Raw genomic sequence first — 11,550 nt, forward strand, 5'->3', positions numbered from 1 at the left:
AGCCTGTCGCTTATCCGAGTCCATGCCAAACACGCCCATCACGCGTCAGCAACTCCTCGGCAGTCTCAGGCCCATCCTCTCCCACCGCATACCCCTGCACCGTGTCATCCTGCTGCCAGGCATCAAGAAACGGCTGCACCGCACGCCAGCCGTTTTCAATATTGTCGGCCCGTTGGAACAACGTCTGATCCCCCGTGAGACAGTCGTAGATCAGCGTCTCGTACCCAGTGGATGGCTGCATTTCGAAGAAGTCTTTGTAGGCAAAGCCCAGCTCGATGTTGTCCATCTTCAAGGTCTGCCCCGGCCGCTTGGCCAGCAGATCGAACCACATGCCTTCATTGGGCTGGATCTGAATCCGCAGATAGGTAGGCGCCAATTCATCGACTTCGGTATCACGAAACTGCGCATAAGGCGCCGGTTTGAAACAGATCACGATCTCGGTATCACGCACACTCATGCGCTTGCCGGTACGCAGATAGAACGGCACGCCGACCCAGCGCCAGTTGTCGATCATGACCTTGAGGGCCACGTAGGTTTCGGTGTTGCTGTCAGGTGACACCCGCTCCTCCTGACGATAACCCGGCAGGGATTTGCCATCGATTTCGCCGGCGGTGTACTGACCACGCACGGAGTTGGCCCTGGCCTCTTCCACCGACCAGGGACGGATCGCGCCAACCACCTTGGCCTTCTCGCCACGCACCGCATCGGCGCCAAACGCCGCCGGTGGCTCCATGGCCACCATCGCCAGCAGCTGGAACAGGTGATTGGGCACCATGTCCCGCAAGGCGCCGGTGACTTCATAAAAACTGCCACGGGTTTCCACACCGACGGTTTCCGCCGCGGTGATCTGCACGTGGTCGATGTAATGGTTGTTCCAGAACGCCTCGAACAGGCTGTTGGAGAAGCGGCTGACCAGAATGTTCTGCACCGTCTCCTTGCCCAGATAGTGGTCGATGCGATAGATCTGCTTCTCGGTCATGACCTTGAGCAGGCAGGCGTTCAGGGCTTCCGCCGTCGGCAGATCAGAGCCGAACGGCTTTTCGATCACCACCCTTCTGAAAGCCTCGGGGGTTTCCTCGAGCAGCCCGGATGCGCCGAGACGGCGCACCACTTCACTGAAAAAGCGTGGCGCGGTGGCCAGGTAGAACACCGCGTTTCCCGTGCCGCTGTCGGCGATTTTCGCCGCCAGCGCCTGATAAGTGCTGTCGTCCAGGAAGTCGCCCTGGACGTAGCTGATGTTCCTGGCGAGCTGGCCCCACAACTCCGGATCGAGTGACTGGTCACCCTTACCGACCTTGCTGGCCACCTCGTTGCGAATGAAGTCCTCGAGTTTTTTCGCGAAGCCTTCATCGCTGATGGCGTTGTGGTCAACGCCGACGATCCGCAGTCCATCCCCGAGCAACCCGTCGCGCTTGAGGTTGTACAGCGCCGGCATCAGCAGACGCTTGACCAGATCACCATGGGCGCCGAACAGAAACAGCGTGGTCGGTGGCGCGGGGTCAGCCTTGGATTTCCTGCGGATCGCATGGGTCATTTTTTCGGAGTCTCCACATGGCCGCCGAAGCCGAAGCGCTGGGCCGAAAGAATCTTGTCGCCAAAGGTGCCCTGACCGCGGGAGCGATAACGGGCAAACAGCGAGTTCGACAGCACCGGTACAGGCACCGCCTGCTCCATCGCCGCTTCGATGGTCCATTGACCTTCACCGCTGTCCGCCACGGAACCGGAGAAACCGTCGAGTTTCGGGTCGCTGGCCAGGGCATCGGCGGTCAGGTCCAGCAGCCACGAGGACACCACGCTGCCACGGCGCCAGACTTCGGCGATATCGCCAACGTTCAGGTCGAAACGCTGGTCTTCCGGCAGATTGGTGCTGGATTTGGTCTTGAGGATGTCGAAGCCCTCGGCGAAGGCCTGCATCATCCCGTACTCGATGCCGTTGTGGATCATCTTGACGAAGTGCCCGGCGCCGGCGGGACCTGCGTGGATGTAACCGCGCTCGGCACGGTCGTCATCGGACTTGCGGTCCTTGGTGCGGGGGATCTCGCCCATGCCCGGCGCCAGGGTTGCGAACAACGGGTCGAGACGGCGAACGGTGGCGTCATCGCCACCGATCATCATGCAGTAGCCGCGCTCCAGGCCCCAGACGCCGCCGGAGGTGCCGACGTCGATGTAATGCAGGCCTTTTTCCGACAGGGTCTTGGCCCGGCGGATGTCGTCCTTATAGAAGGTGTTGCCGCCGTCGATGATGGTATCGCCGGGTTCGAGCAAGGTGCTCAGGGTGTCGATGGTGTCCTGGGTCGGTGCGCCTGCCGGCAGCATGACCCACACCGCTCGTGGTTTGGCCAGGCCGGCGACCAAAGCTGGCAGGTCGGCGACGCCGGTGGCGCCTTCCTTGCTCAAGGCGTCGACAAAATCGGTATTGCGGTCGTACACAACGGTGGTATGGCCGTTGAGCATCAGGCGCCGCGCGATATTGCCGCCCATGCGGCCCAGTCCAATAATCCCGAGTTGCATGTGCTGATGCTCCCTACTACAAATAAAAGTGTGTCATTGGTTATAGCCCAACGCGGCTCTTGAGGTTAGTCCAGAGCGTTGGCGCGAAGTTTCCGGGCATTGTGCCCGATTCAGACAGATAACGTCGGCAATCGTGCCGAAGACACAGCGACAGTGAAAAATAAAAAAGTTCCCTTCACGGGCAAAAGAAACCAGAATTGGCGCCGATAGTAGATCAGGCACCGATTATCGGGCCGGACCTACAGTTGAAACACGCCATTTGCGAGGTGAGCAATGGGCACAGTACATACCGCACTGCCAGCACAAACCCTTTATGTCACTATCCGTCGCGAAGAACTGCGCCAGTTGAAAGACGAGCGCGACCAGTTGAAGCAGGAACTCGCGCAGCTGCGCCTGATGATCCAGGGCCAACAGCCCTTACCCGTGACCCAACGTGCTCCCCACGCCTGATCGTCCCCTCTGATCGAATCCTCCTGAATCGGAAGCAGCATTGCCCTGCTTCCGACACGCTTGAACCCCCACCACTCCAGATTCCTGACAAAGTTTTCACATTCAGTTGTTGATACTGCATGGCTTCGTGTCCGCCCGGTATTCGTGCGGCCCCCGTTCGCCGGCGCCTTGCGTGCTCCGGCGGTGGAAGTGAGTCTTGGCTGGAGTGTTAAATGGCATTGTTTAAACGCAGCGACACGTCTGCGAAAGGATTCGACTGGAAAGGCCTGCTCTGGCTGTTCCTGTTTTTCTGGTACTTCTCCGGTATCACGCAACTGCTGATTCAACTGACGGGCACTTCCGGTTTCGCCGGTTTCCGTCAGGCCTTCGTGATGAGCGCCATCTGGCTCGCGCCGATGTTGCTGTTCCCCAAGCAGACCCGCCTGATGGCCGCCGTCATCGGTGTGGTGCTCTGGGCCTGTTCCATGGCCAGCCTGGGTTACTTCTTCATCTATCAGCAGGAGTTTTCCCAGAGCGTCATCTTCATCATGTTCGAGTCGAACGTGTCTGAAGCCGGCGAGTACATGACGCAGTACTTTGCCTGGTGGATGGTGCCTGCGTTCCTGGCCCACACCCTGTTTGCCTGGTTCCTCTGGACCCGCCTGCGCCCGGTGTACCTGCCTCGCGGCCAGGCCCTGGTGGCAGCCTTTGCCATCGTGCTGGCGGTGGTCGGTTATCCGCTGATCAAGCAAACCCTGCGCACCGACAGTTTCGCCGCCGGCTTCGAGAAGTTCGAAACCCGCATCGAGCCCGCCGTGCCGTGGCAGATGGCCGTGGCTTATCACCGCTATCTGGACACCCTGGCCGGCATGCAGGACATGCTCGACAGCGCCAGCAAGATCCCGCCACTGCACAACCTCAAGGACGCCATGGCCAACCAGCCGGCGACCCTGGTGCTGGTGATCGGCGAATCCACCAACCGTCAGCGCATGAGCCTCTACGGTTATCCGCGGCAAACCACTCCGGAACTGGACAAGCTCAAGGATCAGCTGACGGTCTTCAACAACGTCATCACCCCGCGCCCCTATACCATCGAGGCGCTGCAACAGGTGCTGACTTTCGCCGACGAAGAAAATCCCGAGCTGTACCTGACCACGCCTTCGCTGGTCAGCATGATGAAACAGGCCGGTTACAAGACCTTCTGGATCACCAACCAGCAGACCATGACCAAGCGCAACACCATGCTCACGACCTTCTCCCAGCAGGCCGACGAGCAGGTGTACCTGAACAACAACCGCAACCAGAACGCCGCCCAGTACGATGGCGACGTGATCGAGCCGTTCAACAAGGCCCTGGCTGACGCTGCTCCGCGCAAGCTGATCGTGGTGCATCTGCTGGGCACTCACATGAGCTACCAGTACCGCTATCCGTCGAGTTTCGACAAGTTCCAGGATCGCCAGGGCGTTCCCCCCGGTGTGCGTGACGATCAGTTGCCGACCTACAACAGTTACGATAACGCCGTGCTGTACAACGACTTCGTGGTGTCGAGCCTGATCAAGGATTACGCCAAGTCCGATCCGAACGGCTTCCTGCTGTACCTGTCCGACCACGGTGAAGACGTGTTCGACTCGGTCGGCCACAGCACCCTGGGTCGCAACGAAAGCAAACCCACCGCGCCGATGTACACCATTCCGTTCATGGCCTGGGCCTCGCCGAAATGGCGCGAAAGCCATGACTGGAGCTTTGCCGGTGACGTTGAGCGGCCATACAGCAGCTCACACCTGATCCACACCTGGGCGGATCTGGCGGGGTTGAGTTTCGATGAACTGGATCACAGCAAGAGCGTGGTCAGCGACAGCTTCAAGGCGCGCCCGTTGATGATCGGCAACCCGTACGAGCGTCAGCAGCGGCCGTTGATCGACTTCAGCCTGATCAAGCCAAAACCCCACCCGGAAAAGACGGAAGTCGTTCAGAACTGACCCCATACCCTGTAGGAGCGAGCATGCTCGCGATGGTCGTCAACGATGACGCTGGAGTCCTGATACCCAGCGGTGTCATGGAGTACATCGCGAGCATGCTCGCTCCTACAGATCGTTCTGAAAATGACAATAATTCTCGTTAGAGCCTAAATCCCTCCCCCCTCCTTCGTCTTTGAACAAACGGAAATTTTTCAACGACGACAAGGAGTCGGCTGCGATGTTCGCGCCTATCACCCGTTCCATGAGCTTAACCCTTGGCCTCTGCGCAACCGCCATGAGCCCCGATCTGATGGCCGAAACCGAGCCTGAGCAAGCGCCTCTGACGCCCACACTCATGCTGGGTGCAACCAACGTCACCGCGCAGAATCTGGGCAGCACTACGGAAAACACCGAGTCCTACACCACAGGTTCCATGAGCACCGCCACCCGCCTGAACCTTTCGATCAAGGAAACACCGCAATCGGTGTCGGTCATCACACGCCAGCAAATGGACGACTTCAAGCTCGATACATTGTCCGAAGCCATGAGCCAGACCACAGGCGTAGTGGTTCAGCACAACGACTCTGACCGGGTCAGCTATTCGTCACGCGGCTATACGATCAGCAATTTCCAGATCGACGGGATGTTGAATACCTTCAGCTATATGAAGTCCGATTCCGACACCATCATCTACGATCGCATCGAAGTGGTGCGCGGCGCGACGGGGTTGACCACCGGCGCCGGAGATCCATCGGCCACCATCAACATGGTGCGCAAGCGTCCAACCTCACAGTGGGAAGCCAAAACCAGTGTCAGCGCCGGCAGCTATGACGACTATTACAGTTACCTCGATGTCGGTGGGCCCCTCGCTTTCGACGGGCGCCTGCGAGGACGCGGCGTGGTGGCTTATCGCGACAGTGATTCCTATCGGGACAAATATCAGCAGCAACGGGAAGTGGGCTACGGCGTGCTCGAAGCCGACATCACCGACGACACAGTGCTTGCCGTGGGTTACGACTATCAGAACAAACATGTGCAGGGCACGTCCTGGGGCACCTTGCCGTACTGGAATTCCGACGGCAGCAAAGCCAACCTCGGACGCTCGACCAACATGGCGACGTCATGGAGTTCCTGGCCGCTGAAAGACAAAACCGCGTTCGCCAACCTCGATCACCAACTGGGCGGCGGATGGCAACTCAAGGCGGCGTACACCCATCGCGAAAGTGACACCGACGGCAAGATCTATTACGCCGGTGGCGGTTTCCCGAATGCCGATCGCAGCGGCATGATCGCCAACGTCAGTCATATGATCGGCACGCAGAAAATGAAGGCTTACGACTTCAATGTGTCCGGCCCCTATTCCCTGCTGGGTCGCGAGCATGAGTTGATGGTGGGCTACGGTGAAGCGCAGCGGCGAGAGGATTCGCCGTACACGGTGGACGGTCCGAGGGCGGCGGACTATGAAAACGTCACGGACTGGAAATACATGGGCGACATCGGCAAGTTCCCCGACACTGTCACCAGCCTCACCGGCGCGAAAGACAGCACTCGCCAGAAGGCCGGATACCTGGCCACCCGCCTGACCCTGACTGACGATCTGCATGCCGTACTCGGCAGTCGCTACGGCAGCTGGAAGGCTTCCAGCACCAGCAACAGCTATGACGACAATCTGCAATTGAGCGCTGTCGATCACAGCAGCCAGCAACACAACGACATGTGGACGCCCTATGCCGGCCTGCTCTACGACCTCACCCCGCAGTACACCGTCTACGTCAGCTACACCGATATCTTCAAGCCACAGACTCAACGCGACAGCAGTCGCAAGTACCTTGAACCGGTGGTCGGCAGCAATTACGAGCTGGGGCTAAAAGGCAGTCTGTTGGAAGAGCGCCTGAACCTGGCCACCGCGCTGTTCTGGAGCCGGCAGGACAACGTCGCGGAGCTGGACGACTCGGTGCCGCCGGATCCGGTTACCGGCGAAGAGTTCTTCAAGTCCAGTGGCAAGGGCAACAAGGTGCAAGGCTTCGAAGCCGAGTTGTCGGGCGAGGTGATGACAGACTGGAACATGACGGCCGGCTACACCTACACCCACTCGGTCGATGGCGAGGACAAACGTATCAACACGGTCCAACCATTGAACCTGCTGCGGTTTTCCACGGCCTACAAGCTGCCGGGGCAATGGCATGCACTGACCGTGGGTGCCGCGGTGAACTGGCAGAGCGAAATCTATCGCGGCGCCAACCGTCCCATCGGTCGTCGCGCCGATGGCAACATCATCACCGAGCGCACGGACATCCGCCAGGACGCCTACACCGTGGTCAACCTGATGTCGCGCTACGCGTTCGACCAGCACCTCTCGGCGTCGCTGAACATCAATAACCTGTTCGACAAGAAGTACTACGACAATGTCGGTTTCTACAACGGTGTGTATTGGGGCGATCCACGGACCGTGACCCTGAGTCTGGACTGGAGACTCTAAGCTCGATCAGTGTGAGTGCAGGTCATTCCCATTTAACGGAATCGGCGGATAATGAGCCGTCGATGTTGATTCATTGGTTCATGGACGAATGGCATCCAACACTGTCAAGTGGGAGGCACACCATGAAACGCACCACGCTGATCCTTGCCGTTCTCTCTCTGTTCGGTTCGGCAAGCGCCTTTGCCGAAGGCGGCGCCGAGCGCATGCGCTACTACTACGAAACCCTGCATTACAACCAGCAACTGGCCCTGGGCAACGTTTCCCAGAGCCAGGCGAAGGAATTACGGGTTCCGGACGATCAGACCGCGCAGATGACCGAGTCCTACAGACCGAAGTGATTGCTACACCTCTGACTGTTTGCTCTTCAGTCAGGGAGAACAGTTGGGCGTCCTGATGGACGCCCCTTTTTTTCGCCTGAATCAGAGGGGTTTGATCCAGAACATCATGCGCCCGTGAGCCGGATCGAATTCGCCGGGGGCGAAACCGAACTTGCTGTAGGACGCCTGCGCCACCGCATTGCCCTCCAGCACTTCCAGGGTGATCTTGCAGCAGCCACGCTGCCGGGCGATCTCCTCGACCTTCTGCAGCATCCGCTGGCTCAACCCCAATCCGCGAAACTCAGGCACCACCGCCACGTCGTGCACATTGACCAATGGCCGACAGGCAAAGGTGGAGAAGCCTTCAAAACAGTTGACCAGCCCCGCCGGCTCGCCGCCGACAAAGGCCAGTACGCTGAAGGCATGGGGACGCTTGGCCAGTTCGGCCGGCAAGTGTTCCAGTACATCGGCAGGCAATGCGTGTCCACCGCCCATGGGGTCAGTGGCATAGCTATTGAGCACCAGGGCAAGCGCCTCGGCATGTACCGGGTTGGTGTAACTGGCTTGCAGTACAAGTATTTCAGCGGAATCCATTTCCATCCTCGTTCAAAAAGTAGTCCCGGGATGCAGGACGATATCCTGAGCGAGGGAAAAGCGAAACCGCGTGTATCTGTCGGCATTCGTGCCGGATAAACCGGCCTCTTCGCGGGCAAGCCCGCTCCCACATTTGATATGGGTGAACCATGAATTCGAGACTTGCCCCAATCCCTGTGGGAGCGTGGCTTGCCCGCGAAGGCGTCCGTTCAGCCAGCATCAATGTTGAATGTACCGGCCTCTTCGCGAGCAAGCCCGCTCCCACAGGTTTGAGGTGGTCACAAATATCTGCGGGCGACCCCGAATCACTGTGGGAGCTGTCGAGTGCAACGAGGCTGCGATCTTTCAATGCCCCCAGATCAGCGCTTCAGTCCAACCCAGCTCCGCAAAATCCTCAGCCCGCAATCCGGACTCACCCTGACAGAAAAACTCATCCAGCTGCGGCGGTTTCACCGACGTGCCGCTGAGCATTGCATGCACCTGCCCCCGATGATGGATCTGATGCTCGAACAGGTGTGAGAGCAGACGCAGGCGGCTGTCGTACTGCGGTGTCTCCCGGGCGATGGTCACAACCTTGACCAGATCGGCATCGCGCATCTGTTCGCAATAGGCGATCAGTCGTCGGTCGACCTGGGCCTGTTCGTTCCTGAGCGCCAGGGCTTCGATGAACGGCTCGTCATCCTTGAAAAACACAAAACAATCGGTATGCGGTTCATCGCCGCGCAATTCGCGCTCCAGCGCATCCACGTAGAACCAATCGCAGGTCAGGATGTGGTTGAGAGTCGCGCGTATCGAGGGAAAGAAACTCACGCGAGGTGCCGCGAGCTCCTCGGCATTCAGCTGAATCCAGGCCTTGGCCAGTCGATGGTTGGCCCAGGCGTTCTGATACGCCATGGTCAGCAAATGGTGGGACAGCGGTTGACTCATGCTGATGCCTCCTGAACGGCTGAACCTCACGCCTGGGCAAAACGCTCCAGCTGCATCTCCTGCAAGCGACTGAGGGTGCGGCGGAACGGGAACTCCAGATAGCCTTCGGTGTACAGCGACTCCATCGGCACGCGGGCCTCGAGGTACAGCGGGACCTTGCGGTCGTAGCACTCGTCCACCAGGGCGATGAAGCGCCGCACACCGTCGTCATGCACCGACAGTTGCGGCAATTCGCGATCCCCGGCCTCGATGCGTTCTGCGCCATCTTCGGTGCCACGGGCGATGCGCCCTTCGCGCTTTTGTGCACTCAGGTTGGGCACGTCACTCAGCAGAATCGCCCCGTAGGTATCGCACAACGACATGAAATCCATTGCGGCAAACGGCTGCTCACACAGATCGGTGTATCGACACCAGAGCACGGATTGACTGGCCTGCACCACTTCCAGCGGGCGATAGCCGACCTGAACCGGCTCGCGGGAAACCGTTTGCCCTACCGTCAGCAGCCTGAACACGTCTTCCAGAGCGCTCGCCTGCCCCGGCTCGGCCACCCAATAACGCTGCAGGCCCTGCCCCGGATGCAGGCGATGATCCTCGCCGCCATCCACCGCAACCACCTGCATGTGCTGCTTGATCGCAGCGATAGCCGGCAGGAAGCGATCACGATTGAAACCGTCGGCGTACAACTGATCCGGAGGCAGGTTGGAGGTGCAGACCATGACCACGCCTTCCTCGAACATCACCTGGAACAGCCGGCCGAGAATGATTGCGTCGCCGATGTCGTTGACGAACAGTTCGTCGAAGCACAGCACACGCACTTCCGCGCTCAACTCACGGGCCAGGGCCTTGAGCGGGTCGGCGGTGCCAGTGAGCTGGAACGAGCGCTGATGCACCCAGCCCATGAAGTGGTGAAAGTGCTGACGCCGGGCAGGGACGCGCAGGGTTTGATAGAACTGGTCCATCAGCCAGGTCTTGCCACGCCCCACCGGCCCCCAGAGATACACGCCGGTGATCGGCTTTCGGCCTTCATGCAGCGCTTCATGGCATTTTTGCAGTGCCCAGACAGCATGTTCCTGGGCTTCGTCCTGGACGAAGCCCTTCTGTTCGATGGCGTGCTGCCAGGCACTCAGGGGGGAGTCGACATTCATGGGCGGCAGTATAGCCCTGAAGAATCCGCCGAATGACATCCGAGGGCCTTGACCTTATAAATGATTAGCATCATATTTTTACATGTCGATAAACATTTATAAGCCATTCCCTCAGGAGTCATCCCATGCACTACAAAGTTTTCGGCCGCAAAACCGGCCTGCGGGTTTCCGAACTGGCCCTGGGCGCCGGCAATTTCGGCACCGGCTGGGGCCATGGCGCCGAGCGTGACGAAGCCAGGCGCATCTTCGATGGCTATCTGGAAGCCGGCGGCAATTTCATCGACACCGCCAACGGCTATCAGGGCGGCCAGTCCGAAGCGATGCTCAGCGAATTCATCGCCGCCGAACGGGATCGCCTGGTCATCGCAACCAAATACACCTTGGGCACAACGCCGGCCGCAGGCATTGCCCACACCGGCAACAACCGCAAGAACATGGTGCGCGCCGTCGAAGAAAGCCTGAAGCGCCTGAACACCGATCACATCGATCTGTTCTATGCGCACATGAGCGATGGCGTGACGCCGATGGAGGAAATCCTCCGTGGTTTCGACGATCTGGTCCGGGCCGGCAAGATCCATTACGCAGGGCTGTCGAACTTCCCGGCGTGGCGCATTGCCCGCGCCGACTTGCTGGCTGAAGTGCGCGGCTTTGCGCCGATCGCGGCGATTCAAGTCGAGTACAGCCTGGCCGAACGTACAGCCGAGCGTGAGCAATTGCCGATGGCCGAAGCCCTGGGCCTGGCCGCAACCCTGTGGTCACCGCTGGGTGGCGGCTTCCTCACCGGCAAGTATCGCAACGCCGAGGGCGACAACCGCGCCAGCAAACTGGGGATGCTGGTCCATACCGAAAAAAGCGCTCGGGAGACTGCCCTGCTCGACACCCTGCTTTTGATTGCCGCGGAACAGGCCGCCAGCCCGACCCACGTGGCCATCGCCTGGCTGCGCGAACAGGCCAAGCGCTCGCCGACCGCGCTGATCCCGATTCTCGGTTCGCGCACGCGTGAACAGCTGGATGCGACGTTGGGGGCGTTGGATGTACAACTGAGTGTCGATCAACTGGCGCGCCTGGACAGCGTCAGCCAGGTGGCCAAGGGCGTGCCCCATGAAACCCTCGCCGGGTCGGCGGTGCGGTTCAGTGGTGGTGTCACCCTGGATCTGCCGGTCATCCCCGTAGCCTGAAAATGCTTCGCG

Annotated in this window: 10 protein-coding genes; 5 read left to right on the forward strand and 5 right to left on the reverse strand. The window is 59.7% G+C overall.

The genetic code is table 11. From position 1 onward, the window contains the following. Nucleotides 1-10: 10 nt before the first annotated feature. Nucleotides 11-1,534 carry a glucose-6-phosphate dehydrogenase gene (gene zwf / locus K9857_RS16110; protein WP_224537367.1) on the reverse strand — a complete coding sequence of 508 codons (1,524 nt, stop codon included), beginning with the start codon at nucleotides 1,532-1,534 and terminating at the stop codon, nucleotides 11-13. Beyond that, nucleotides 1,531-2,535 (reverse strand): phosphogluconate dehydrogenase (NAD(+)-dependent, decarboxylating), encoded by a 1,005-nt coding sequence (gene gnd, locus K9857_RS16115; RefSeq protein ID WP_411961575.1) that lies wholly within the window; start codon nucleotides 2,533-2,535, stop codon nucleotides 1,531-1,533. The genes zwf and gnd overlap by 4 nt, the downstream gene beginning before the upstream one ends. A 249-nt stretch (nucleotides 2,536-2,784) precedes the next feature. Between gnd and K9857_RS16120 the strand changes: the two genes are divergently transcribed. From K9857_RS16120 to K9857_RS16135, 4 genes are all read left to right on the forward strand, one after another. Then, entirely contained in the window at nucleotides 2,785-2,961 is a 177-nt protein-coding gene (locus K9857_RS16120; RefSeq protein ID WP_224537370.1) for a DUF6026 family protein, read from the forward strand. A gap of 212 nt (nucleotides 2,962-3,173) precedes the next feature. Further along, nucleotides 3,174-4,919 carry a phosphoethanolamine transferase CptA gene (locus K9857_RS16125; RefSeq protein WP_224537372.1) on the forward strand — a complete coding sequence of 582 codons (1,746 nt, stop codon included), beginning with the start codon at nucleotides 3,174-3,176 and terminating at the stop codon, nucleotides 4,917-4,919. 217 nt (nucleotides 4,920-5,136) lie between these two features. Beyond that, entirely contained in the window at nucleotides 5,137-7,377 is a 2,241-nt protein-coding gene (locus K9857_RS16130; RefSeq protein ID WP_224537374.1) for a TonB-dependent siderophore receptor, read from the forward strand. A 122-nt stretch (nucleotides 7,378-7,499) separates the two neighbouring features. Continuing rightward, on the forward strand, nucleotides 7,500-7,715 hold the full coding sequence (locus K9857_RS16135) for a hypothetical protein (RefSeq protein ID WP_224537375.1): 216 nt from the start codon (nucleotides 7,500-7,502) through the stop codon (nucleotides 7,713-7,715). 81 nt (nucleotides 7,716-7,796) lie between these two features. Here the strand turns inward: K9857_RS16135 and K9857_RS16140 are convergent, their stop codons facing one another. The 3 genes from K9857_RS16140 to zapE form a co-directional block, all read right to left on the reverse strand. Beyond that, nucleotides 7,797-8,288 carry a GNAT family N-acetyltransferase gene (locus K9857_RS16140; protein ID WP_224537377.1) on the reverse strand — a complete coding sequence of 164 codons (492 nt, stop codon included), beginning with the start codon at nucleotides 8,286-8,288 and terminating at the stop codon, nucleotides 7,797-7,799. Nucleotides 8,289-8,633: 345 nt separating this feature from the next. Beyond that, on the reverse strand, nucleotides 8,634-9,215 hold the full coding sequence (locus K9857_RS16145) for a DinB family protein (RefSeq protein WP_224537379.1): 582 nt from the start codon (nucleotides 9,213-9,215) through the stop codon (nucleotides 8,634-8,636). A 26-nt stretch (nucleotides 9,216-9,241) separates the two neighbouring features. Beyond that, entirely contained in the window at nucleotides 9,242-10,360 is a 1,119-nt protein-coding gene (zapE, locus tag K9857_RS16150; protein ID WP_224537380.1) for a cell division protein ZapE, read from the reverse strand. A 125-nt stretch (nucleotides 10,361-10,485) separates the two neighbouring features. Between zapE and K9857_RS16155 the strand changes: the two genes are divergently transcribed. Further along, the gene (locus tag K9857_RS16155) at nucleotides 10,486-11,538 is read left to right on the forward strand and encodes an aldo/keto reductase (protein ID WP_224537382.1); all 1,053 of its coding nucleotides are present in this window, start codon (nucleotides 10,486-10,488) and stop codon (nucleotides 11,536-11,538) included. The last annotated feature ends 12 nt before the right edge of the window (nucleotides 11,539-11,550 follow it).

Origin of the sequence: Pseudomonas sp. REP124 (assembly GCF_020164475.1) — a bacterium.
Classification (GTDB): domain Bacteria; phylum Pseudomonadota; class Gammaproteobacteria; order Pseudomonadales; family Pseudomonadaceae; genus Aquipseudomonas.

Coding starts and splice junctions, on each gene's coding strand:
- zwf (WP_224537367.1), bottom strand. CDS start 1,534: ATGACCCATGCGATCCGCAGGAAATCCAAGGCTGACCCCGCGCCACCG.
- K9857_RS16120 (WP_224537370.1), top strand. CDS start 2,785: ATGGGCACAGTACATACCGCACTGCCAGCACAAACCCTTTATGTCACT.
- K9857_RS16125 (WP_224537372.1), top strand. CDS start 3,174: ATGGCATTGTTTAAACGCAGCGACACGTCTGCGAAAGGATTCGACTGG.
- K9857_RS16130 (WP_224537374.1), top strand. CDS start 5,137: ATGTTCGCGCCTATCACCCGTTCCATGAGCTTAACCCTTGGCCTCTGC.
- K9857_RS16135 (WP_224537375.1), top strand. CDS start 7,500: ATGAAACGCACCACGCTGATCCTTGCCGTTCTCTCTCTGTTCGGTTCG.
- K9857_RS16140 (WP_224537377.1), bottom strand. CDS start 8,288: ATGGATTCCGCTGAAATACTTGTACTGCAAGCCAGTTACACCAACCCG.
- K9857_RS16145 (WP_224537379.1), bottom strand. CDS start 9,215: ATGAGTCAACCGCTGTCCCACCATTTGCTGACCATGGCGTATCAGAAC.
- zapE (WP_224537380.1), bottom strand. CDS start 10,360: ATGAATGTCGACTCCCCCCTGAGTGCCTGGCAGCACGCCATCGAACAG.
- K9857_RS16155 (WP_224537382.1), top strand. CDS start 10,486: ATGCACTACAAAGTTTTCGGCCGCAAAACCGGCCTGCGGGTTTCCGAA.